The sequence below is a fragment of the uncultured Streptococcus sp. genome, assembly GCF_963536705.1.
GTDB lineage: Bacteria > Bacillota > Bacilli > Lactobacillales > Streptococcaceae > Streptococcus.
Window position 1 is genome coordinate 54,768 of record NZ_CAUTAP010000005.1, and the last position, 24,744, is coordinate 79,511.

A 24,744-nucleotide genomic window follows, 5' to 3' on the forward strand; every position below is an offset into this window, starting at 1 on the left:
ACAGTAAAAAAAGTGGGGCTCCTATCTTTTACAAGCTTTTGACTATAATTTGACGATAGTGTATTATGATGAAAAGCAAATATGTCGGAAAATGAAATGGAGGAACAAGCATGACTGCTGATTTACTATTAACTCACTTTAATCAAGTCTTCTGTCCCAAGGATCTCGGTCATCCACTTTTTGGTGAGGAGATGAAGGAAGCTCAGGTCTTGGAGGACGGCTACATTGCAGTCAAAGACGGCAAAATCCTAGCAGTTGGCAGCGGAGAGCCGGATGCCAGTCTGGTTGGACCTGATACTAAGGTTCAGTCTTATGAGGGCAAGATTGCTACGCCTGGCTTGATCGACTGCCATACTCACTTGGTCTACGGTGGCAGCCGGGAGCATGAATTTGCTAAGAAATTAGCCGGTGTCCCTTATCTGGAAATTCTTGCCCAAGGCGGCGGTATTCTCAGTACGGTCCGGGCGACGCGAGAAGCTTCTTTTGATACTCTCTATGATAAGTCTAAGAGACTGCTGGACTATATGCTGCTACATGGGGTGACGACTGTTGAGGCCAAGAGTGGCTATGGTTTGGACTGGGAAACAGAGAAGCGCCAGCTGGATGTCGTTGGGGCTTTGGACCGTGACCACGATATTGATTTGGTTTCGACCTTTATGGCTGCCCACGCCGTTCCACCAGAATACAAAGGACGTTCTCAGGAATATCTGGAGCTTATCGTTGAGGAAATGCTACCTCGGGTAAAAGCAGAAAATCTAGCTGAGTTTTGTGATATTTTCTGTGAAAAAGGCGTCTTTACAGCTGACGAGTCACGCTACTTGCTTTCTAAGGCTAAGGAAATGGGCTTCAAGCTTCGTATCCATGCTGATGAAATCGAGTCTATCGGTGGAGTAGATGTCGCAGCTGAGCTAGGAGCAACTAGTGCAGAGCACTTGATGGTAGCGACCGATGAGGGCATTCGCAAGATGGCAGAAGCCAAGGTTATCGGCAATCTCCTGCCGGCAACTACCTTCAGTCTGATGGAAGATACCTATGCACCAGCTCGCAAGATGCTGGAAGCTGGTATGGCCATTACCCTGACCACGGACAGCAATCCAGGCTCTTGTCCAACAGCTAACCTGCAGTTCGTTATGCAGCTAGGCTGCTTTATGATGCGTCTGACGCCAGTGGAAGTCCTTAACGCTGTAACCATCAATGCGGCCTACTCAGTTAACCGCCAAGATAAGATTGGCAGCTTTGACACTGGCAAGCAGGCTGATATTACCATCCTAGACGCTAAGAATATTGACTATCCACTTTATTTCTTTGCGACCAACCTGACCCATCAGGTTTACAAGGCTGGAAAACTGGTCGTCGATCAAGGTAGAATTGTCTAGCCTCTCTAAAAACGAATCGTATTTTTCGGACTCTCTCTGGTGACAGGGAGAGTTTTCTTTGTATCAAAACTTTCCCTTGCCATTCTGCTGGAAGTCTGCTATAATAGTTATTTGTGAGCAAACCTCACTTACCCCTTGCAAAGTCTTGGGGTCATTAGACCAAAAGGAGGAAAAATCAATGGCTAAATACGAAATTCTTTATATTATTCGTCCAAACATTGAAGAAGAAGCAAAAAACGCTTTGGTAGCACGCTTTGACTCTATCTTGACTGACAACGGTGCAACTGTTGTTGAATCAAAAGATTGGGAAAAACGTCGTCTTGCATACGAAATCCAAGATTTCCGTGAAGGACTTTACCACATCGTTAACGTTGAAGCAAACGACGATGCAGCTCTTAAAGAGTTTGACCGTCTTTCAAAAATCAACGCTGACATTCTTCGTCACATGATCGTCAAACTTGACGCTTAAGAAGGTAGACTATGATTAATAACGTTGTACTGGTGGGTCGCATGACCCGTGATGCCGAGCTTCGCTATACTCCGCAGAACCAAGCGGTCGCAACATTTACTCTGGCTGTCAATCGTAACTTTAAAAATCAAAGTGGCGAGCGAGAAGCAGACTTTATCAATGTTGTCATCTGGCGTCAGCAGGCAGAGAATCTTGCAAACTGGGCTAAAAAAGGAGCCCTGATCGGAATTACAGGCCGTATTCAAACGCGTAACTACGAGAATCAGCAAGGCCAGCGTGTCTATGTCACAGAAGTTGTTGCGGACAATTTCCAACTCTTGGAAAGCCGCTCTAATCGTGAAGGTCAGTCATCTGGCGGATACGGTGGGAACAGCTTCGGCGGCAGCTCTGCTCCAAGTTATGGCAGTGCAGACTCGTCTAACCAAGTACCGAACTTTTCTCGTGATGAGAGCCCATTTGGCAATTCTAACCCGATGGATATCTCAGACGACGATCTACCTTTCTAAGGATCGAATCTAACTATAATATAAAGGAGAAAACACATGGCTCAACAACGTCGTGGCGGATTCAAACGCCGTAAAAAAGTTGATTACATCGCAGCAAACAAAATTGAATATGTTGATTACAAAGATACTGAGCTTCTTAGCCGTTTCGTTTCAGAACGTGGGAAAATCCTTCCTCGTCGTGTAACAGGAACTTCAGCTAAAAACCAACGTAAAGTAACAACAGCTATCAAACGCGCTCGCGTAATGGCTTTGATGCCTTTCGTAAATGAAGACTAATTAGATTCCCTGCCGAGGCAGGGTTTTTTAGATAATAGAAGAATAGAATACTTAAAAAGACAGTTCAATCGGACTGTCTTTTTAAGTATTATTTGATTTAAAGATTTCTTATCTCGTCGGTCCCATAGTCGCGCTCTTGATGTTGAAGCGTTTTTTGAGATAGAAGCGCAGGGCTAGGGTAATAGCGCCGACAATAGCAACTACGACATTGGACAGGCGGGGATTGAGGAATTCAGGCAGGAGGCTGGTCAGGACGATGGACATGCTCCAGAGGAGAATAGCCGCTGCCATGGTCAGGATGGACTTGAGCAGTTTAGGGCGCTGGCTGCGGTCCTTATCTGGTCCGTAGAAACGGTAGATAAAGTGGTAGAGGGCATAGAAAGAAAGGCCACCGACGATGCTTCCGAGTACGAGAGTCGTCAGTCCATAGACAGATGGCTGAGAGGAAGCTAGATTGACGATTGAGGTCAGGAGGGTAAAGAAACCAAAGATAAAGAGGACGGAGTCCAGCATCATCCATTTAGGATCGTCATTTTCTTTTGGATGTTCGGCATCATAGCGTTCTTTTGCAGTCAGAGAAGCGGCCCAAGTAGTTGGGGCTCCGTAGAGGCCGCGGGCAGTGATTCCCTTGGTTTGATTTTCCAGGATTTCCGGCAGAATGCTTTCTAAGATAGTCTGGATTTCCTGATCGGATTTGCCGTCTTGTAGGAGTTGATTAGTCGCGATATGGATAAATTCTTTGTTTTTTTTGCTGAGTTTGTCGAGGGATACTTGTGACATAGGCATTCTTTCTAAAGGTTAAAATAGTTTTTTGTGCATGAGATAGGCCATGACCGAAGCGCTCATGGCAAAGGCGATGAACATGATAATCCAGAAGGCATGTGGTTCACCGTTGAGAGGCAGTTCGTTATTTTTGAAGTTCATCCCATAGGCCGAGAAAATCATGGTCGGGATAGACATGACGATGGTCACCAGAGCTAAGGCTTTCATGATATTGTTCTGGTTATTAGAAATAATAGAAGCAAAGGTCTCTGTCATACTGTGGAGGATGTTGCCGTAGATATCAGCCATCTCAATGGCCTGCTGGGTCTCAATCAAGGTATCTTCCAGCAAGTCCTCGTCTTCCAGATATTTCTTGATATTACTAGTAGAGCTGGTCAGCTTCTTAATCACGCGCTCATTTGTCTTAAGGGAGGCCTTGAAATAGACGATGGTCTTTTCCAACTCCATGAGCTCAATCAGTTCTTCATTTCGCGTGGACTTGTGCAGTTGACTTTCAATCTGCTCACTCTTGCGGTCAATGGAGCGCAGGGCTGTCAGATACAGCTCGGCATTGTGGTAGAGAATCTGAAAGATGAAACGTGACTTCATAAAAGTATAGAAGTTGCGCAGGCGCCTGTGAATGAAGATGTCCAGCAGAGGTAATTTTTCCAAACAAGTGGTAATAATAGCCTCTTCCGTGATGATAATACCAAGGGGGATCGTGACATAGTAAGTCTGGTTATTCCGCTCCTCAGTGATGGGCACGTCAACGATGATCAGTGTATACTCATCCTCGATCGTAAGTCGGGACATTTCTTCTGCATCGAGCGGTGCTCGCAGGTCGGCGATGTCAATACCAAAGGCGTTGGCGATTTCAATTGATTCACTCTGGGAAGGGTTGACAAGATTGATCCAGGTGCCCGATTCGAGCGAATCAATCTCTTTGAATTCTGTCGTAGTAGATAAAAAGACTTGCTTCATAATCATTTTCCTTTCCAGAGTTTTTTTGCATACCGTACTATTATACTACAAATTCGGGTTTTTGGGGCAAAAGTTTGCAGAAAAATTTGTTATAATGGAGAAGGTTTATAAGTGAAACGAGGTCAAGATGCAAGATAAAATTGTGATTCATGGAGCGCGAGCTCATAATTTAAAAAATATTGATGTAGAAATTCCGCGGGACAAGTTGGTCGTGGTGACCGGTCTGTCCGGTTCGGGCAAGTCCAGTCTGGCTTTTGACACCCTCTATGCTGAGGGGCAGCGCCGCTATGTGGAGAGTCTGTCGGCCTATGCTCGGCAGTTTTTGGGCAATATGGAAAAGCCGGATGTGGACTCGATTGATGGTCTCAGCCCGGCTATTTCCATCGACCAGAAGACGACCAGTAAGAATCCGCGCTCAACAGTGGGAACTGCAACCGAAATCAATGACTACCTGCGCCTGCTCTATGCTCGTGTTGGAACGCCATACTGTATCAACGGTCATGGAGCTATTACAGCTTCGTCTGTTGAGCAGATTGTCGACAAGGTCTTGGAATTGCCAGAGCGTCAGCGGCTGCAGATATTAGCGCCGGTCATCCGCAAGAAAAAGGGCCAGCATAAGACCGTTTTTGATAAGATTCAGAAAGACGGTTATGTCCGTGTGCGCGTGGATGGCGATATTTACGATGTGACGGAAGTGCCAGAGCTTTCTAAGAGCAAGCAGCATGATATTGAGGTCGTAGTAGATAGAATTGTCATCAAGGAAGGGGTGCGTAGTCGTCTCTTTGACTCGGTCGAAGCTGCTCTGCGGATTGCTGAGGGCTATGTGGTGATTGACACTATGGATGGTCAAGAGTTGCTCTTTTCTGAACACTATGCCTGCCCTGTTTGTGGCTTTACAGTGCCAGAGCTAGAGCCACGTCTCTTCTCTTTCAATGCGCCTTTTGGCTCCTGTCCGGACTGTGATGGTCTGGGGGTTAAGCTGGAGGTGGATCTAGATGTGGTTGTGCCAGAAGCTGGCAAGACCTTGCGCGAAGGAGCGCTAGCGCCTTGGAATCCCATCTCCTCCAACTACTATCCGCAGATGCTGGAGCAGGCCATGGCAGCCTTTGGTATTGATATGGACAAGCCTTTTGAGGAGCTGACGGAGGAAGAAAAACAGCTGATTTTCTTTGGCTCAGATGGACGGGAGTTCCATTTCCACTATGAAAATGAATTTGGTGGCGTGCGCGATATTGACATTCCCTTTGAGGGGGTTGTCACCAATATCAACCGCCGCTACCATGAGACCAATAGTGATTTTACTCGGACGCAGATGCGGGCTTATATGAATGAGCTGACTTGTGCAGCTTGCCATGGTTATCGACTCAGCCCTCAAGCCTTGTCTGTCAAGGTTGGCGGCGAAGACGGCTTGCATATCGGTGAGATTTCAGACTTGTCCATTGCAGATCATTTGCTTCAGTTGGACAAGCTTAGCTTGACTGACAATGAAGCTACTATCGCACGCCCTATTCTCAAAGAAATTCATGATCGCCTGACCTTCCTTAATAACGTTGGCCTTAATTACCTGACTTTGTCTCGCTCGGCTGGGACTCTATCAGGAGGAGAAAGCCAGCGGATTCGCTTGGCGACCCAGATTGGTTCTAACCTAAGTGGCGTCCTCTATATCCTGGACGAGCCCTCTATTGGCTTGCACCAGCGTGATAATGACCGCCTAATTGCCAGCCTCAAGAAGATGCGTGACCTGGGCAATACCCTCATCGTGGTTGAGCACGATGAGGATACCATGCGGGAGGCTGACTGGCTGATTGATGTGGGACCAGGAGCCGGTGTTTTCGGTGGTGAAATCGTCGCAGCCGGCACCCCTGCGCAAGTAGCTAAGAGTAAGAAATCTATCACAGGCCAATACTTGTCAGGTAAGCGCGAGATTCCAGTACCATTGGAACGTCGTGTAGGCAATGGCCGCTTTATTGAAGTGACAGGGGCTCAGGAAAATAACTTGCAGAATATCACGGCTAGATTCCCCTTGGGCAAATTTATCGCTGTGACGGGAGTGTCTGGATCTGGTAAGTCAACGCTGGTCAATTCTATCCTTAAAAAAGCCATCGCCCAGAAACTCAACCGCAATTCTGCCAAGCCAGGTAAGTTTAAGAAAATCAGCGGCATTGAGCATGTGGATCGACTGATTGATATTGACCAAAGTCCGATTGGCCGGACACCGCGCTCTAATCCGGCTACTTATACTGGAGTCTTTGACGATATTCGCGATCTGTTTGCTAAGACTAATGAAGCCAAGATTCGCGGCTACAAGAAGGGCCGTTTCAGCTTTAATGTCAAGGGCGGTCGCTGTGAGGCCTGCTCGGGTGATGGGATTATCAAGATTGAGATGCACTTCCTGCCTGATGTCTATGTGGCCTGCGAGGTCTGTCACGGCACCCGCTATAATAGCGAGACTCTAGAGGTTCACTATAAGGAAAAGAATATCGCTCAGGTTCTGGACATGACGGTCAATGATGCGGTAGAATTCTTCCAGCACATTCCCAAGATTGCCCGCAAACTCCAGACTATCAAGGATGTGGGACTAGGCTATGTGACTCTGGGGCAGCCAGCCACAACCTTATCAGGTGGTGAAGCCCAGCGGATGAAGCTGGCCAGCGAACTTCACAAGCGCTCTACTGGTAAGTCCTTCTATATCTTGGATGAGCCGACAACGGGTCTGCATTCTGAAGACATAGCCAAGCTCCTTCATGTGTTATCACGCTTTGTGGACGATGGTAATACGGTACTCGTTATTGAGCACAATCTGGATGTTATCAAGACAGCTGACCATATCATTGACTTAGGACCAGAAGGCGGTGTCGGTGGCGGTACGATTATTGCGACGGGGACACCCGAAGAAGTCGCTGCTAATCCAGCCAGCTATACCGGCCAGTACTTGAAAGGCAAGCTGCACGAGAAATAATTCATCAAATCCCTGTTTGATATTAAAAACAGGGATTTTTCGTGTCGGAGAATGCTCGTCAGATTTAAGTCTTAGGCAAGGCTTATTAAAAAATGTCCTATTTGACTTGTTTTTTGATATAATAAGCTTAGTTATTTCATGGAGGTGGCTCATGTTATCAAGAGTGGAAAAGTTTGAAGCAGCATTGGCTCAGACAGAATGCGATGCTGTTTTAGTAACCAATCTGAAAAATATTTACTATCTGACTGGCTTCAGTGGGACAGAAGCGACAGTTTTTATCAGCAAGAATCGTAGGATTTTCCTGACGGATGCGCGCTATACGCTGATTGCCAAGGGAGTAGTCCAAGGTTTTGATATTGTCGAAACGCGCGACGCGATTGGGGAGATTGTCAAGATTATTGCGGACGACAAGCTGCAAAAAATCGGTTTTGATGACGAGATTTCCTATGCCTACTTCAAAATGCTGGAAAGTGTCTTCTCGACCTACCAGCTGGTTCCCATGACGGGCTTTATTGAAAATCTGCGCATGATTAAAGATGAGCAAGAAATCGCGACCATTCGTAAGGCCTGTCAGATTTCTGATCAAGCCTTCCTAGATGTACTGGATTTTATCAAGCCTGGTGAGACGACAGAGCTAGCTGTTATGAACTTTTTAGATGCCCGTATGCGCCAGCTAGGTGCTTCAGGTGCCTCTTTTGACTTCATCATTGCTTCGGGCTACCGCTCTGCTATGCCACATGGCGTGGCTAGTGACAAGGTCATTCAAAAGGGTGAAACCCTAACCATGGACTTTGGTTGCTACTACAATCACTATGTCAGTGATATGACGCGGACTATTCATGTGGGACAGGTGACGGATGAAGAGCGGGAGATTTATGATATTGTCCTGCGCAGCAATCAAGCCCTGATAGAAGCAGCCAAGGCTGGTCTTAGCCGGATTGATTTTGACCGGATTCCGCGCCAGATTATTAACGATGCTGGCTACGGTCCTTACTTTAGCCATGGGATTGGCCACGGTATCGGCCTGGACATCCATGAGATTCCTTACTTTGGCAAGTCAAAAGAGCCGATTGAGGCGGGCATGGTCTTGACTGATGAGCCGGGTATTTATCTGGACGGCAAATACGGCGTCCGCATCGAAGACGATCTCCTCATCACAGAAACCGGCTGCGAAGTCCTAACTCTTGCGCCGAAAGAGTTGATTGTTATTTGAGAATTATCATGCTTTATGATAGAATAAGTAGAAATATAATTTTAAAAAGAGGTAATATAGAATGATTGAAGCAAGTAAGCTGAAAGCTGGGATGACCTTCGAGACAGCTGATGGAAAACTCATCCGCGTTTTGGAAGCGAGCCACCACAAGCCAGGTAAGGGAAATACGATTATGCGTATGAAGCTGCGCGATGTTCGTACTGGCTCTACCTTTGATACCAGCTACCGTCCTGAAGAAAAATTTGAACAAGCCATTATTGAAACTGTTCCAGCTCAATACTTGTACCAAATGGATGACACTGCTTATTTCATGAACACTGAGACTTATGATCAATATGAAATTCCAGTAGTCAATGTAGAAGAAGAATTGAAATTCATCCTTGAAAACTCTGATGTGAAAATCCAATTCTACGGAACAGAAGTGATTGGTGTGACAGTACCAACAACAGTTGAATTGGTCGTGACAGATACGCAGCCATCTATCAAGGGAGCTACTGTTACCGGATCTGGTAAGCCAGCGACACTTGAGACTGGTCTTGTTGTCAACGTACCAGACTTCATCGAAGTTGGACAAAAATTAATCATCAACACTGCAGAAGGAACTTACGTTTCTCGCGCATAATATAGAAGAGGTAATAACTATGGCAGCTGAACAATTAGGTGAAATCGTCATTGCGCCACGTGTTTTGGAAAAAATTATTGCCATTGCAACGGCAAAGGTAGAAGGTGTTTATTCCTTCGCAAATAAGAGTATGTCAGACAGTCTTTCTATGCGCTCACTCGGTCGCGGAGTATCGCTCCATACTGATGAGACAGGTGATGTGACTGTAGACATCTATCTGTATTTGGAATACGGTGTCAGCGTTCCAACTGTTGCAGTAGCAATCCAGAAGGCTGTAAAAAGTGCTGTTTTTGACATGGCTGAGGTAGAGCTGTCTGCTGTCAATATCCATGTGGCAGGCATTGTTCCAGAAAAGGCACCGAAGCCAGACTTGAAAGATCTATTTGATGAGGACTTCCTCAATGACTGATATACTGTTGGAATCCAGAAGAGGTCTGCGCCAGCGGGCTTTTCAGGCCCTGATGAGCCTAGAGTATGAAGGGGATCTTGTAGAAGCTTGCCGCTTTGCCTATTCTTATGATAAGGACGAAGAGGCTGACAAAGCGGAGGAAGCTGATATTCCAGCCTTCTTGCTCAATCTGGTATCTGGTGTGGTCCAGTCCAAGGACGACTTGGACAAGAAAATTGCTCAGCATCTCAAAAAGGGCTGGACAGTAGATCGTCTGACGCTGGTCGAAAAAAATATCCTGCGTCTGGGGATCTTTGAGATTACAGAGTTTGACACCCCACAGTTGGTAGCAGTCAACGAAGCCATTGAGCTTTCCAAGCAATTCTCTGACGAAAAGTCCAGTAAGTTCATCAATGGGATTTTGAGTCAATTTATCGTTGAATAAAATGAAGGTCGAGATAAGTGTCTTGGCCTTTTTGTTTGCCTATTGTTGTTTGAATCGCAAATAGCTTATCGAATTATTAAAATCCGCTCAGAGAACATGAAATATCCGAGTGAGAAAAACTCTTCTTGAAAGCCTTTACAACTTGAAAAAGAATCGGTATAATAAATACAGAAAACGTTTGCATAGATGTTCTCTATAAGAAAAAATAAAGGAGTTTTCTGTTTATGAAAAATAACTATCGCCTACAGTCTCAGATGGGCGAAAAGCGTCATTATTTTGGCATCCGTCGTTTAAAAGTAGGAGTAGCCTCTGTTGTCATTGCCTCAGGTTTCCTCCTGGGAAATGCTCAGCTAGTCCAAGCGGATGAGGCGAGCACAGCCACCAGCCCTGCAATAGAAGCAGTCTCTGATGCAGATGCGATAGCTCAACCTAAGTCAGCAGATGAGGGAAAAACTGGAGAGGCAGATAGTTCAGGAGCGGGGGCTTCAGAGCAGGCAGCTCCAACTGGTGTAGTGGCAGATCAAGCTCCAGCTAGTGCAGGTTCAGAAGCAGTTGGTCAAGAAGCTGGGAATCCAAGTGAAAAAGACAAGCAAGAACCAGTTAGTCAGCCGCAAGCTTCGGCGAAAGACGCTATCGAAGAAGGCAATATCCGCTTTCATTTCAAAACCTTGCCGTCACAAAATCTAGACAGCTTGGGCTTGTGGACTTGGGATGATGTTGAGACGCCTTCTAGCCAAAAGGGAGCTTGGCCGACCGGAGCGACTAGCTTTGCGACTGCTAAAGAAGATGACTATGGTTATTATCTTGATGTCAAGATGGCTGAGAAAAGAAGCAAGATCAGCCTTCTAATCAATAATACAGCAGGGCAAAATATTACGGGTGACAAGACGGTCGAGCTACTCAGTCCTCAGATGAATGAGGTTTGGTTTGACACGGACTATCAACCTCATACTTATGAGCCATTGAAGAAAGGGATGGTCCGAATCAACTACTATCGTACAGATGGCCAGTATGATAAGAAGTCGCTCTGGCTCTGGGGAGATGTCCAAAACCCAAGCAAGAATTGGCCTGACGGAGTGGACTTTGAAAATACTGGCAAATACGGTCGCTATGTAGATGTTCCCTTGAAAGATGCTGCTAAGATGATTGGCTTTTTGCTTCTAGACGAAAGCAAATCAGGAGATGATGTGAAGATTCAAAATCAGGATTATAATTTTGCTAATTTGGAGAAAAATAACCAGATTTTCTTGCGTGATGCGGATCCGACAGTTTATACCAACCCTTACTTTGTCAATGATATTCGTATGACGGGAGCCCAGCATATTGGCTTGACTGAGATTGAGGCCAGCTTTTCTACCTTAGAAAGTGCTAAAAAAGAGGACATTTTAAAGAACTTAAAGATTACAGACAAAGATGGCCATGAAGTCGCTGTTAAAGATGTGGTTCTGGATCCTAGGACCAAAAGCGCCAAATTCATTGGTGATTTTAACCAAGCCCAGTCACCCTACCTTATCAAATATGGCAATGATCAATTCAAAACCAGCATGAACTGGCAGCTGAAGGATAGTATTTATAAGTATGATGGTGATTTGGGAGCGCGTGTTTCTCAAGCGGGTAAACAAGTGGCCCTAACCTTCTGGTCACCGAGTGCGGACCAAGTTGATTTGGTGGTCTATGACAAAGAAGATCAGAACAAGGTCATTGGACGCTTGGCTATGCAGAAAGGTGAGGCTGGCACATGGACCAGTAGCCTGACGCCTGAGAGCGGTCTAGGAATTTCTGACTATCGTGGATATTTCTATCATTATGAAATTACTCGTGGCGGCAAAAAGGTTCTTGTGCTGGATCCTTATGCCAAGTCTTTAGCTGCTTGGAACAGTGAAGATGCGGACAAGGGGGATGCCTATAAGATTGCCAAGGCAGCCTTTGTAGATCCAAGTGAATATGGACCGAAAGACCTGACCTATGGCAATATTCCAAACTTCAAGAAGCGGGAAGATGCCTTGATTTATGAGGCGCACGTTCGTGACTTTACCTCTGATCCAGCTATCTCAAAGGATTTGAAATCTCAATTTGGAACTTTCTCAGCTTTCATTGAGAAATTGGATTATTTGAAAGACTTGGGAGTGACCCACGTTCAGCTCCTGCCAGTTCTAAGTTATTACTTTGTAAATGAGCTGAAAAATGCTGAGCGCATGGACAAGTACGCTTCCAGTAACAGCAACTATAACTGGGGCTATGACCCGCAAAACTACTTCTCGCTGACAGGTATGTACTCCAGCGCGCCGACAGATCCAGCCAAGCGCATTGAGGAATTCAAAAATCTTGTCAACGAAATTCATAAGCGTGGAATGGGCGTTATCCTGGATGTGGTCTATAATCATACGGCTAAGACCTCTATCTTTGAAGATTTGGAGCCCAATTACTACCACTTTATGGATGCGGATGGGACACCGAGATCCAGCTTTGGCGGCGGTCGTTTGGGTACTACTCACTATATGAGCAGACGGGTCTTGGTGGATTCGATCAAGTACCTGACAGAGCAGTACAAGGTAGATGGTTTCCGCTTTGATATGATGGGAGACCATGATGCTGAGTCCATCCAAAAAGCCTACGAAGAAGCCAAGAAGCTTAACCCAAATCTCATTATGCTGGGTGAGGGCTGGAAAACTTATGCAGGTGATGAAAATAAAGCTGTCCAGCCTGCTGACCAATCTTGGATGAAATCAACAGACACGGTAGCGGTCTTCTCAGATGATATTCGCAATACCTTGAAATCGGGTTATCCAAATGAGGGAACACCAGCCTTTATCACTGGTGGCAAGCGAAGTGTAGAAAATGTCTTCAAAAACATCAAGGCGCAGCCAACTAATTTTGAGGCGGATAGCCCAGGGGATGTGATTCAATACATCGCTGCTCATGATAATCTGACACTCTTTGATATCATTGCCCAGTCGATTAAGAAAGATCCGGCACTAGCTGCCAATAATCAAGAGATTCATCGCCGCCTGCGTCTGGGGAATCTGATGATTCTGACTTCGCAAGGGACACCATTTATCCACTCTGGTCAAGAGTACGGCCGGACTAAGCAATTCCGCGATCCTGCCTATAAATATCCGGTCTCAGAAGACAAGGTTCCTAATAAAGCGCATTTGTTGACCAATGAAGACGGCACGCCTTTTGACTATCCTTATTTCATTCATGATTCTTATGACTCGAGCGACGCGATCAACCACTTTGACTGGACCAAGGCGACTGATTCGGAGAAGTTCCCTGAAAATGCCAAGAGTCGTGCCTATATGAAGGGCTTAATTGCCCTGCGGAAATCAACGGATGCCTTCACTCGCAGTTCCAAAGCAGAAGTGGATCAAAATGTAACCCTCATCACCCAACCTGGCAAGGATGGTGTTGAGAAAGAAGACCTTGTTCTCGGTTACCAAGTAGTTGCGTCAAATGGCGATATTTATGCAGTCTTTGTCAATACAGACACCAAAGAGCGACAATTCAACTTTGGTGAAGCTTACAAGCATCTAGCAGGTGCAGAGCTTGTGGCAGATGGTAATACGGCAGGAGTGACAGCCATTTCTGATCCAGCAGGTGTCACCAGAAACAGCAATGGTTTAGCCCTGGCTCCGCTAACAGCGACTATTTTGCGACTTCGAAAAGCGAACCCCGATCAGGAAGAAAAATCCCAAGATCCAACAACTCAAGAAGAGCAACTGTCTGCCTCTTCTGTAGCCAAGGCTCAGCCTCAGGCTTTATCCTTGGATGGGCAAAAACCTCAGGATTCAGCAGTAAAAGAAGCGGCTAGCCAAACAGAAAAAAACTTGCCAAAAACTGGAACAAATAATTCTCTACTGTCTCTTTTAGGTAGCTTCCTTGCTTTCCTGGCCGGTCTGTTAACCTTTAGAAAGAAACAGTAATAATTTGATGAATGCCATGTGAGAAATTTTTTAGACTATGGCTAAATAAAGACGACTTCCAACAATGGAGGTCGTCTTTGCTTGTTTATATCTGCGTTAAACACTCTTACCAGGCAAGAGACTGACTGGCAGGAAATAGCCAGTCGTTTGGACTTCTTGGCCAGCAATTTTTTTGAGGAGCAGGTCCACAGAGAGGCAGGCAATATCTTTCAGCGGCTGCTTGATCGTTGCCAGCTGTGGGTAGTAGTTCTCTATAAAGTAGGTGCCATCGTAGCCAATGATTTTCAAATCTTTGGGAATCTGGATGTCTAGCTCCTGAGCGACTTTCATAATTAAGATGGCTGTCAAATCATCTGAAGCAAAAATAGCATCGGGCTTAGTTTGACTGAGGATTTGCTTGATTTCCATTTCCTTTCGGATCGGAGAAAAATCACTGGATACATTGATAATAGGTGCGTTCGGCAGGACGGAAGCAAAGCCGGCATGGCGCAGGCCGGTTGGTGAGTTGGAATTGTCATTGCCAGTAATCATGATGATGTTTTGAGCTCCAGCCTTGACCAAGGTCTGAGCCGCCAGCACTCCGCCGCCATAGTTGTCTGAGGAGACAACTGGGATATCCGGCGAGAGATTGCGGTCAAAGGCAATGATTGGTGCGGTCACACGATTGTAGTCCTCGATGCCTAGATTGTGGCTGCCGGAAATAATGCCGTCCACCTGATTGGCTTCCAACATCTCAAGGTATTCGCGCTCCTTGTCAGAGTCATGTTCACTATTGCAGATAATGGTTTTATAGCCTTGTTTAAAGAGCTCATGCTCCAGCTTCCCAATCAATTCTGCATAAAAGACATTGCTGATATTAGGGAAAATGAGTCCAATTAGCTTGGCTGATTTTCCTTGGAGACTGCGCGCCAGATTGTTAGGCTTGTAGGCCAATTCTCGCATGGCTGCCTCAACCTTGGAAATCGTTTTGTCAGACAAGTAGCCTTTTCTGTTGATGACGCGGGAAACAGTTGTGGGGCTGACTCCTGCTAGTTTTGCTACATCAGTTAGCTTTGCGACCATATTCTAATTCATAGTAAGTACCGGTTGTATTGCCCTTAGTAATGGCAATACCTGTTTGGTCTTCTCTTGGGAAGACACGGCCGGAAAATACTTTCTCTCCTTTATTAATGAAAATTTCAAAAATTGATTTATCTATAAATATACTAGCATTTGTAGTTTCTTTGTCAATATTGCAGCTTCGGCTGGTTCCAAAGTCTAGAGCAAATGGCTCACCCACTTGACTGCGGTCAACGGTCACTTGACCTTCCTTAAGATCAAAATTGATGCGTAAGCCCTTGCCATCCTTGTCTGCAAAGAGGACGATTTCATGCTCGGTGCCCGCAGCGAGATTCAGCTCCAGTTCGTAGCTGTTCTTGCTTTCTGCCAAATTAGCGAAAGGTTGTTCTTCTGCTCGCAAATTCTTGATAGCAGGCACTGGATACTGGTAGAGCTTGCCGTCTTTCAGGGTTAATTCCTTGACGAGGGAGAAGGCCCCTTGATGGTCGAAGCGGTCAGATGGGTATTCCACATCAGGCAAGCCTAGCCAGCTGACAGCCAGTGCACGACCGTCAGGTGCGTTAAAGGCTTGGGTCGCGTAGCACTCAAAGCCGTAGTCCAGATTTTGGATAGGGCTAGGATCAATCATAGCAGCTTTGCTTGTGTCAAACGATTGACCTGTTTTATACATGTTTGGATAAATGTTGTCATAGTCCAGCACCTCCTTAGACAAACCTTGAGGGCAATAGAGCAGGACTGGTTGGTCGTTGATAAAGACTAGGTTTGGACACTCCATCATATAGGCTGTCTTGTCATTTGCAAAGTCTAAATCGCCGACGGCTTCCCAGTTGGTATAGTCGTTATCAACAGCCTTGTAAAGCTTGACATAGCCTTGTGTGTCTAGATTTTGCCCACCGACAATGGCATAGAATTGCCCTTTGTAGTTGAAAATCTGCGGATCGCGGAAGTGGTCGGTCGCTTCAGCTGGCTGTTCAATCAAGACCTTGTCAATTTTTTCCAGCTTGCCTGATTTATCTAATAGGGCACCGATTTGATAAGGGTGACGCACCCAGTTTTCATCACGAACATTACCAGTATAGAAGAGAAAGAGCTTGTCGTCAAACTGCATAGCAGAGCCAGAATAGGCGCCGTGGCTGTCCAGAGGAGTATCTGGCAGCACTCGAAGACCAGTTTCCGTGAAGTGAACTAGGTCGTCACTTTCCAACTGGACCCAGCACTTGAGGCCGTGAGCTGCTCCGAAAGGAAAGTTTTGGTAGAAAACCACCCACTTGCCGTCAAAATAAGAAAAGCCATTGGGGTCATTGAGCAGACCTGTTTGAGGCTCTACATGATAATTAGCCCGCCAAGGAGATTTAGCGATGTTTTCTTTGATGTGCTGTAGCTCTTCCTGAGTCCAGTCTTCATAGCGTTTATAGCGTTTTTCAGTCGTCCAAGCCAATCTTTTGTCCTCCGAATCATATTATTTCTTATTACTATAGTAAACGTTTTCTGTCGAAAAATCAACATTTAACAGTGAAAAAATATTTTTTCTGCAAAACGCTTGACATATTTTTGAATCATGGTAAAATAATATTCGTAAAGGTGATAAAATCGCTTTCAAAAAGTTAAAAATATTTATAAGGAGATTTTTGCAAATGGATAATACTGAAATTGCAAAAAAAGTCATCGAAGCCCTTGGCGGACGTGAGAATGTCAACAGTGTGGCTCACTGTGCGACTCGCTTGCGCGTCATGGTAAAAGATGAAGGTAAAATCGACAAAAATACTGTCGAAAATCTGGAAAAAGTTCAGGGTGCCTTCTTTAACTCAGGCCAGTACCAGATTATTTTTGGTACCGGTACGGTTAATAAAATCTATGACGAAGTTGTAGCCTTAGGATTGCCAACTTCATCAAAAGATGACATGAAAGCAGAAGCTGCCAAGCAAGGAAATTGGTTCCAACGTGCTATCCGTACGTTTGGTGACGTATTTGTGCCAATTCTTCCGGCTATTGTTGCGACAGGACTTTTCATGGGAGTTCGTGGAGCAATTGCTCAGGATCAAGTTTTATCTTTATTTGGTACCACAGCAGATGCATTTAAAGCAACTGATTTCTACACCTATACAGTAGTATTAACTGATACAGCATTCGCTTTCTTCCCAGCTTTGATTTGCTGGTCAGCTTTTAGAGTCTTTGGCGGGAACCCAATCATTGGTTTGGTTCTTGGTCTAATGATGGTTAACTCAGCACTTCCAAATGCTTGGGATGTAGCTGGTCAGGCAACTAAATTTGCTGTTGATCCTTCTAAGGATATTTTAGACAAAATTGCTAATATGGATGTTCTTGGAAGTTTGAAATTCACTAGCGAAGTTACAGCAACAAAAGTCCATCCGATTTATTTCTTTGGTTTTATTCCAGTAGTTGGCTACCAAAACTCTGTGCTTCCAGCCTTCTTTGTAGGTTTGTTTGGTGCTAAATTTGAAAAATGGTTGCACAAGAAAATTCCAGACGTTTTGGATCTTCTTCTTGTTCCATTCCTTACATTCCTTGTAATGTCTATTTTAGGACTTTTTGTTATTGGTCCTGTCTTCCACATTGTTGAGACATATGTTTTGAATGGTACAGAGTTCCTTCTTAGCCTTCCGTTTGGTCTTGCTGGTTTGATTATCGGTGCAGTTCATCAACTGATTGTCGTAACTGGTGTTCATCACATCTTCAACTTACTAGAATCTCAGTTGGTATCTCAAACCGGGAAAGATCCATTTAATGCGATTATCACTGCTGCTATGACAGCTCAGGCTGGTGCGACTTTGGCTGTAGCTGTGAAGACAAAATCTAAAAAACTCAAGGCTCTTGCATTTCCTGCGGCACTATCTGCGGGATTGGGAATTACTGAACCAGCTATCTTCGGGGTTAACTTGCGTTTTGTTAAACCGTTTGTAATTGGACTGGGTGCTGGTGCTGTTGGTGGTTGGTTAGCTTCTATTATGGGGCTTGCAGGTACAAGTTTCGGTATCACAATTATTCCAGGTACACTCCTTTACCTGAATGGTCAATTGTTGCAATATATCTTTATGGTTGTTTTAACAACTGGTTTGAGTTTTGTACTGACTTATATGTTCGGTTATAAAGATGAAGACACTGTTGAAGAAAAAGCTGAAACTGAAAAATTAGTCGAAGAAGAAACAACTGGTAATGTGCCAGCTGCCCTCCAAGACGAAACGATTATTTCTCCAATCGTTGGTCAGGCAGTAGCTTTGAGCGATGTGAATGATCCTGTTTTCTCTAGCGGAGCGATGGGACGAGGAATTGCTATCAAGCCTAGCCAAGGTGTGGTTTATGCTCCGGCTGATGCTGAAGTGACAATTGCATTCGCGACTGGCCATGCTTATGGTTTGAAAACAGCTAATGGTGCTGAAATTCTGATTCACGTCGGAATCGACACAGTGTCTATGGGCGGTGAAGGTTTTGACCAAAAGGTTGCTCAAGGCGACAAGGTCAAAGCTGGTGATATTCTGGGAACATTTGAAGCTGAGAAAATTGCAGCCGCTGGTCTGGATGATACGACTATGGTCATCGTTACCAACACAGCTGACTACGCTTCTGTGACTCCAGTAGCAGAAGGAGCTCTTGCTAAAGGCGACGCAGTTATTGAAGTGAAAGCCTAATGGAATTTAGAAAACGAACAAAAGTTGATTTGTTCGTTTTTTATGTCATAAGTACAGTCTTGTTGAAAAAGCTTTAAAAAGACTATTTTTGGCAAGAAGTCTGCAAGAGATATGCTATAATGAATAGAGTAGAAATCAAATGTTAAAAGAGGATTTATAATGACAAAATTGTATGGAAGTTTGGAAGCGGGCGGCACTAAGTTTATCTGTGCTGTAGGCGATGAACGGTTTGAAGTTGTTGAAAAGACACAGTTTCCAACGACCACGCCTATTGAAACGCTAGACAAGACGATTGAGTTCTTTTCTCGTTTCGACAATCTAGCTGGTCTAGCTGTTGGATCTTTCGGGCCAATTGATATTGACCCTAATTCAAAGACTTACGGCTTTATCACGACTACTCCTAAGCCGCACTGGGCTAATGTGGACATTGTTGGCGCTCTGCGCCGAGCCCTCAATGTGCCCATTTACTTTACAACGGATGTCAATAGCTCGGCATACGGTGAAGTAGTAGCCCGCAACAATGCTGGCGGCCGTATTGAAAATCTGGTCTATTATACGATTGGGACAGGAATCGGTGCTGGCGCTATCCAGCGAGGCGAATTTGTAGGGGGGACAGGACACCCAGAGATGGGGCATTATTATGTAGCTAAGCACCCTATGGATGTGGAAAAAGAGTTCAATGGCGTTTGTCCTTTCCACAATGGCTGCTTGGAAGGATTGGCGGCTGGACCAAGCTTAGAGGCGCGGACCGGAGTTCGTGGGGAAAATATTAAACTCAATAGTTCTGTCTGGGATATTCAAGCTTACTATATCGCTCAGGCGGCTATTCAGGCGACAGTGACTTTCCGTCCAGATGTCATCGTCTTTGGTGGCGGAGTTATGGCTCAGCAGCACATGCTGGATCGAGTTCGTGAGAAATTCACAGTTCTTCTGAATGGCTATTTGCCAGTTCCTGATGTTCGTGACTATATCGTGACACCGGCTGTGGCTGGAAATGGCTCCGCAACGCTGGGCAACTTTGTACTGGCTAAAGAAGTTAGTGAACGCCACGCAAAATAAGCTTATAGGGTCTGATTTATCAGGCTCTTCTCTATGAGGGAAAGCAATGGAAAAAGCAATTGTCAAAGATATTTTCTTTCTGCAGCAGCTGTCTGAGCGGGCTAGCAGAGAAGACCTTTATCTGGCTCAAGACTTGCAGGATACTCTGCAGGCCAATCGAGAAAACTGTATAGGGCTCGCAGCAAATATGATTGGTGTCCGTAAGCGGGTCATTATCTTTCTATATGGCTTGGTGCCGGTAGTCATGTTTAATCCGGTGCTGCTCTCTAAGTCAGGCCCTTATCAGACAGAAGAGGGCTGCCTGTCCTTGGTTGGAAGCCGTCCCACTCAACGTTATCAGGAAATCACAGTCGATTATCTGGATAAACATTGGCAGCAGCAGACCATGACCTTGAAAGGCCTGCCTGCCCAAATCTGCCAGCATGAATTGGATCATTTGGAAGGGATTATCATTTAGAAAAATTTGACAAAATTGCAAAAAAATGTCTAAAATTAGAGATAATTAGCAGAATAATATTGAAGGAGGCAAGATGTAAATGAAAACAAAAACTTTAGCACTGATAAGCGGTCTGGTTGGTTTGATTGGAGGGACTATTTTGCTGCTCTCGAATATCTTTTTTGTTCCTTTTTCAGCCCTACTAGGTGATTCTGGCCTGAATTTACTGGGAGCGGTGATTAAATTGGCAGCTCTGGGCTTGGGAATTACTTCCTTAGCTTATTACAAAGGTCAAATGCGTTTCAGTGTCGCAGCGGGCGTCCTCCTTATCGTCGGAAGCAGCAATATCGCGCCCATTCCATTTATAGGCTGGATTGCAGGCATTCTCCTTATCATTGGAGGGGCTCTATTCCTCGCTTCTTCTTCAAAATTTTAATGCGGGACCAATCAATTTTTAGGCTGTTTGTCAGTTTGAAAGGAAGGGTGAAGAAATTTTCTTCGCTTTTTTTCTTGTTGAAAAAATAGTTCTCATGGAAACTTTTTTCTTGACTTTCTTTTTTCTTGTGTTAAAATAGTTCTCACGAAAACTATTTTTACAAAGGATACAGGTATGGATAAGCCTTTACTGGAATTGAAGCGTTTTGGACGAAAGATTCATCTCATAGCGGAAAAGCTTGCCAAGGAGCAAGGGATTGAGTCCATGGCTGGGCCTCAGGGGCAGGTCTTGCATATTGTCGCCTGTCGTATGGAAGAGGGGAAGGATACCCTTATCAAGGATATTGAGCAGGAGTTGGATATTTCCAAATCGGTGGCCTCTAACTTAATGAAAAGGATGGAGAAGAATGGCTTTATCAAGCTGGAAATGGGCAAGACAGACAAGCGGGCTAAATATATCCGTCTCACTCCGCAGTCGCAGGAAAGAATGAAAAAAATCCGTGACTTTTTTGATGAAATGGATCGTTCTATTTTGAATGGTGTTTCTGAGCAGGAACTGCTGATTTTTTCTCAAGTCATGGCCAAGTTTTATCAGAATATCGAAAGTTTAGAAAATGGAGGGAAAGATGTTTAAGTTATTTAAACGGCTGACGGTAAGGGAAGTGAGCATGATTGTTCTCAGTGTGCTCTTCACCTTCCTAACGGTATATCTGGAATTAGAAGTTCCAACCTATATTTCGACGATTACAGAGTTGCTGCAAACACCAGGGACTGGTTTGGCAGATTTGTGGGAGCCAGGTCTGAAAATGATCGGCCTGTCTTTTGCTAGCTTGCTGTCAGCTATTGTGGTTGGCTTTTTTGCCGCTCGTATAGCAGCCAGCTTTACCCAGAGCTTGCGGAGCGATATTTTCAACCGTGTGCTAGACTATTCACAGACGGAGATTAAGAAATTTTCAATCCCTAGTCTGCTGACTCGGACGACGAATGACATTACCCAGGTACAGACCTTAATTACCATGGGGCTTCAGGTTGTGACTAGGGGACCGATTATGGCGATTTGGGCCATGACCAAGATTATTGGCAAGTCCGAGAACTGGCTGATAGCAGTTCTTATTGCTGTTATAGTCAATATCCTGTTGACGGTAGTTTTGGTGACATTGGCCTTTCCCAAGCAGTCAGTTGCGCAGCGCTTGGTCGATAAGCTAAACAGCGTCACTAGAGAGAGTCTGACTGGGATTCGCGTGGTCCGGGCTTACAATGCTGAGGATTATCAGGATGGGAAATTTGCGGCAGCCAATGATGAAGTAACCCGGCTCAATCTTTTCATCGGTCGTCTGATGGCTATGATGAATCCAGTTATGATGGGGATTTCCAGCGGATTGACACTGGCTATTTACTGGATTGGTGCTTATTTGATTCAGGAGGCTGGACTGCAGGAGCGTCTCCCACTCTTCAGTGATATGGTCGTCTTTATGTCCTATGCAATGCAGATTGTGATTGGGTTCTTGCTCATGGGTGCCCTCTTCATCGTCCTGCCTCGGACCATTGTATCCGCTGGCCGGATTAATGAAGTGCTGGACCTGCATTCTTCTATCACCAGTCCAGAACAGCCTAAGGCAGCATCGGATAGCAAGGGAGAGGTGGTCTTTCGAGATGTGTCCTTCCGCTATTCCAAGAATTCAGAAGCGGTCATTGAGCATGTTAGCTTTACAGCGCAGGCTGGTGATACCGTAGCCTTTATCGGTTCAACCGGTTCAGGGAAATCCACGCTAGTCAATCTCATCCCTCGTTTCTACGATGTGACTGAAGGAGAGATTCTGGTAGATGGTGTCAATGTTCAAGATTACCAGTTGGAAGACTTGCATGATAAGGTCGGCTACATCCCGCAAAAGGCGGTGCTTTTCTCTGGCGATATTGAGAGCAATCTGGACTTCGGTCAAAGCAAAGAAAGCCCGCTGGATGAGCAGAAAATGTGGGAGGCTCTTGACCTAGCACAGGCTAAACCCTTTGTCCAAGAGAAGGAAAAGGGGTTGAAAGCAGAAGTGGCTCAAAGCGGAACCAACTTCTCTGGTGGTCAGCGTCAGCGTTTGGCTATTGCCAGAGCATTGGCTCGTAAGCCAGAAATCCTCATCTTTGACGACTCCTTCTCAGCCCTAGACTATAAGACAGACCGCATTTTGCGCAAGGAACTGGCTGAGCGGACGCAGGATATGACCAAGCTAATCGTGGCGCAGCGGATTTCTACTATCATGGATGCGGATCAAATCTTGGTCTTGGATGCTGGTAAGGTTGTCGGTCAAGGTACCCACCGAGAGCTTTTAGCCAGCAACGAAGTCTATCAAGAAATTGCCTACTCACAACTATCCAAGGAGGAATTAGAAAATGGAAAATAAGAAGCCTTCATTATTTAGCCAGATACGGCCTTATCTCAAAGGCTTCCAGCTTCCTCTTGCTTTGGCATTTGTGGGAGCTGTCTTGTCAAACATTATCACGGTCTATGGGCCAAATAAACTAAAAGAAATTACCAATCTCATCTCTGAAGGTTTGGCTACCAATATTGATTTAAAAGCTGTGTCTCAGATTGCCCTTCTGCTAACCGTGCTCTATGCAGTCGGAGCTCTGCTCAACTACGGGCAGTCCTTTATCATCAGTACGGTTATCCAGTATTTCTCTAAGCGACTGCGGACAGCCATTGCAGAGAAAATTAACAAGCTGCCGTTGGGCTATTTTGATGCTCATTCTCAGGGGGATACTCTGTCGCGCGTGACCAATGACGTAGATACGGTCGGCCAATCCCTCAACCAGAGTCTGGGAAATGTTATCTCTGCCAGCCTGCTCTTGGTGGCTGTGGTTTTGACCATGTTCTTCATGAACTGGATCTTGGCCTTGGTAACCATCTTGGCTACTGTATTAGGCTTTGTCTTTGTCGGCCTCATCATGGGCAAGTCTCAGGGCTATTTCACCGCCCAGCAAAACGATCTGGCTGCAGTAAACGGTTATGTGGAGGAGATGTACTCCGGTCATAATGTTGTTACCAGCTATAATGCCATTGATCAGTCTAAGGAGCGCTTTGCAGTTCTCAATCACAATCTCTATAATAGTATTTGGAAGTCACAATTTATCTCTAGCATGATGATGCCGCTCATGTTCTTTACGGGAAATTTTGCCTATGTGCTGGTTATTTTGGTCGGTGCTGCTCTGGCAATTAATGGCTCTATTAGTATCGGAATTATTGTCGCCTTTATGGTTTATGTGCGGACCTTCTCTCAGCCTTTGTCACAGATTGCCCAAGGTATCGCCGTCTTGCAGCAGGCTGGTGCAGCACTGGTTCGTGTCTTTGAATTTCTGGCTGAGCCTGATATGGAAGACGACCAATATAAAGAGCAGCAGCTTACTGCTGTCAAGGGAAATGTTGCCTTTGAAGAGGTCTTCTTTGGCTACAAGCCGGACCAGACGATTATTCATGATTTTTCAGCCCAGGCCAAAGCAGGACAGAAGATTGCCATTGTCGGCCCAACGGGTGCTGGCAAGACAACCATCGTTAATCTCCTTATGAAATTTTATGAAATTGACAAGGGTCGTATCAGCATTGATGGTATAGATATTAAGGATATGAAACGCTCCGAGGTTCACGATGCCTTTTCAATGGTCTTGCAGGATACCTGGCTCTTTGAGGGAACGATTCGAGAAAACTTGATTTACAATCAAGAGCATGTGACGGATGAAGCAGTTGTTGCCGCAGCGAAGGCGGTCGGTGTTCATCACTTTATTATGACTCTGCCGCAGGGCTATGGTACGGTGCTGGATGACACGGTCAACTTATCGGTTGGTCAGAAGCAGCTGTTGACCATCGCTCGTGCTCTGCTGAAAGATGCGCCGCTCTTGATCTTGGATGAGGCAACTTCATCAGTCGATACACGGACGGAGGAGCTGATTCAAAAGGCCATGGACAAACTCATGGAAGGCCGGACTTCCTTTGTCATTGCCCACCGTCTGTCTACTATCCGTAATGCAGATCTTATCTTGGTCATGCGCGATGGAAATATCATCGAGCAGGGCAACCACGATGAACTCATGGATCAGAATGGCTTCTATGCGGACCTCTATAATAGTCAGTTTATAGAGGAAGATGCAAGTTGATGCTCAAATAAAACATCAGGAATGTTCGTTTTCCTGATGTTTTTTTAA

General features: G+C 45.4%; 21 protein-coding genes. 17 read left to right on the plus strand and 4 right to left on the minus strand.

Translation table 11 applies throughout. The features are described 5' to 3' along the window. The first annotated feature begins 110 nt into the window (after positions 1–110). From hutI to rpsR, 4 genes are all read left to right on the plus strand, one after another. Positions 111–1,376, plus strand: coding sequence for an imidazolonepropionase (hutI, locus tag RWX26_RS04385; protein WP_314579572.1), 1,266 nt, complete (start codon positions 111–113; stop codon positions 1,374–1,376). A gap of 178 nt (positions 1,377–1,554) precedes the next feature. Next, positions 1,555–1,845 (plus strand): 30S ribosomal protein S6, encoded by a 291-nt coding sequence (gene rpsF, locus RWX26_RS04390; RefSeq protein ID WP_002896497.1) that lies wholly within the window; start codon positions 1,555–1,557, stop codon positions 1,843–1,845. Between the two features lie 11 nt (positions 1,846–1,856). Next, positions 1,857–2,351 carry a single-stranded DNA-binding protein gene (locus tag RWX26_RS04395; protein WP_002896496.1) on the plus strand — a complete coding sequence of 165 codons (495 nt, stop codon included), beginning with the start codon at positions 1,857–1,859 and terminating at the stop codon, positions 2,349–2,351. 36 nt (positions 2,352–2,387) lie between these two features. Next, positions 2,388–2,627: a 30S ribosomal protein S18 gene (gene rpsR, locus RWX26_RS04400; protein WP_000068664.1), complete on the plus strand. Its 240-nt coding sequence runs from the start codon at positions 2,388–2,390 to the stop codon at positions 2,625–2,627. A gap of 108 nt (positions 2,628–2,735) precedes the next feature. On the opposite strand, the gene RWX26_RS04405 is transcribed toward rpsR, so the two are convergent. Further along, positions 2,736–3,407, minus strand: a complete 672-nt coding sequence (locus tag RWX26_RS04405; RefSeq protein WP_314579586.1) for a DUF1129 family protein — start codon at positions 3,405–3,407, stop codon at positions 2,736–2,738. Positions 3,408–3,425: 18 nt separating this feature from the next. Further along, complete coding sequence (locus tag RWX26_RS04410; protein WP_032912532.1) at positions 3,426–4,370, minus strand: magnesium transporter CorA family protein; 945 nt, start codon at positions 4,368–4,370, stop codon at positions 3,426–3,428. A gap of 127 nt (positions 4,371–4,497) precedes the next feature. Here RWX26_RS04410 and uvrA point away from each other — a divergent pair, with 127 nt between their 5' ends. The 6 genes from uvrA (at position 4,498) to RWX26_RS04440 (ending at position 13,920) form a co-directional block, all read left to right on the plus strand. Then, a complete protein-coding gene (gene uvrA, locus RWX26_RS04415; RefSeq protein WP_314579588.1) occupies positions 4,498–7,329 on the plus strand; it encodes an excinuclease ABC subunit UvrA in 2,832 nt (943 codons plus the stop codon). 151 nt (positions 7,330–7,480) lie between these two features. Then, positions 7,481–8,542 carry a Xaa-Pro peptidase family protein gene (locus RWX26_RS04420; RefSeq protein ID WP_314579589.1) on the plus strand — a complete coding sequence of 354 codons (1,062 nt, stop codon included), beginning with the start codon at positions 7,481–7,483 and terminating at the stop codon, positions 8,540–8,542. Positions 8,543–8,603: 61 nt separating this feature from the next. Then, positions 8,604–9,164, plus strand: coding sequence for an elongation factor P (gene efp, locus RWX26_RS04425; RefSeq protein WP_002896485.1), 561 nt, complete (start codon positions 8,604–8,606; stop codon positions 9,162–9,164). A 19-nt stretch (positions 9,165–9,183) separates the two neighbouring features. After that, a complete protein-coding gene (locus tag RWX26_RS04430) occupies positions 9,184–9,573 on the plus strand; it encodes an Asp23/Gls24 family envelope stress response protein (RefSeq protein ID WP_002896484.1) in 390 nt (129 codons plus the stop codon). Further along, positions 9,566–9,997 carry a transcription antitermination factor NusB gene (gene nusB, locus RWX26_RS04435; protein WP_314579592.1) on the plus strand — a complete coding sequence of 144 codons (432 nt, stop codon included), beginning with the start codon at positions 9,566–9,568 and terminating at the stop codon, positions 9,995–9,997. Before RWX26_RS04430 ends, nusB begins: the two co-directional genes overlap by 8 nt. A gap of 224 nt (positions 9,998–10,221) precedes the next feature. Beyond that, positions 10,222–13,920: a pullulanase gene (locus RWX26_RS04440; protein ID WP_314579594.1), complete on the plus strand. Its 3,699-nt coding sequence runs from the start codon at positions 10,222–10,224 to the stop codon at positions 13,918–13,920. 96 nt (positions 13,921–14,016) lie between these two features. Here the strand turns inward: RWX26_RS04440 and RWX26_RS04445 are convergent, their stop codons facing one another. Both RWX26_RS04445 and RWX26_RS04450 read right to left on the minus strand, forming a co-directional pair. Continuing rightward, positions 14,017–14,982: a LacI family DNA-binding transcriptional regulator gene (locus tag RWX26_RS04445; protein ID WP_314579596.1), complete on the minus strand. Its 966-nt coding sequence runs from the start codon at positions 14,980–14,982 to the stop codon at positions 14,017–14,019. Then, positions 14,963–16,417, minus strand: coding sequence for a sucrose-6-phosphate hydrolase (locus RWX26_RS04450; RefSeq protein WP_314579599.1), 1,455 nt, complete (start codon positions 16,415–16,417; stop codon positions 14,963–14,965). Before RWX26_RS04450 ends, RWX26_RS04445 begins: the two co-directional genes overlap by 20 nt. Before the next feature lie 196 nt (positions 16,418–16,613). On the opposite strand from RWX26_RS04450, the gene RWX26_RS04455 reads away from it, so the two are divergent. From RWX26_RS04455 to RWX26_RS04485, 7 genes are all read left to right on the plus strand, one after another. Then, positions 16,614–18,626, plus strand: coding sequence for a sucrose-specific PTS transporter subunit IIBC (locus RWX26_RS04455; RefSeq protein ID WP_314579602.1), 2,013 nt, complete (start codon positions 16,614–16,616; stop codon positions 18,624–18,626). A gap of 159 nt (positions 18,627–18,785) precedes the next feature. Then, positions 18,786–19,685: a fructokinase ScrK gene (gene scrK / locus RWX26_RS04460; RefSeq protein ID WP_268697834.1), complete on the plus strand. Its 900-nt coding sequence runs from the start codon at positions 18,786–18,788 to the stop codon at positions 19,683–19,685. A gap of 46 nt (positions 19,686–19,731) precedes the next feature. After that, complete coding sequence (locus RWX26_RS04465; protein ID WP_314579604.1) at positions 19,732–20,142, plus strand: peptide deformylase; 411 nt, start codon at positions 19,732–19,734, stop codon at positions 20,140–20,142. A gap of 79 nt (positions 20,143–20,221) precedes the next feature. Next, positions 20,222–20,557: a hypothetical protein gene (locus RWX26_RS04470; RefSeq protein WP_002903845.1), complete on the plus strand. Its 336-nt coding sequence runs from the start codon at positions 20,222–20,224 to the stop codon at positions 20,555–20,557. A gap of 174 nt (positions 20,558–20,731) precedes the next feature. Then, on the plus strand, positions 20,732–21,190 hold the full coding sequence (locus RWX26_RS04475) for a MarR family winged helix-turn-helix transcriptional regulator (protein ID WP_268686904.1): 459 nt from the start codon (positions 20,732–20,734) through the stop codon (positions 21,188–21,190). Continuing rightward, positions 21,183–22,949 (plus strand): ABC transporter ATP-binding protein, encoded by a 1,767-nt coding sequence (locus RWX26_RS04480; RefSeq protein ID WP_314579610.1) that lies wholly within the window; start codon positions 21,183–21,185, stop codon positions 22,947–22,949. The genes RWX26_RS04475 and RWX26_RS04480 overlap by 8 nt, the downstream gene beginning before the upstream one ends. Next, positions 22,939–24,696: an ABC transporter ATP-binding protein gene (locus tag RWX26_RS04485; protein WP_314579612.1), complete on the plus strand. Its 1,758-nt coding sequence runs from the start codon at positions 22,939–22,941 to the stop codon at positions 24,694–24,696. The genes RWX26_RS04480 and RWX26_RS04485 overlap by 11 nt, the downstream gene beginning before the upstream one ends. Positions 24,697–24,744 lie beyond the last annotated feature (48 nt).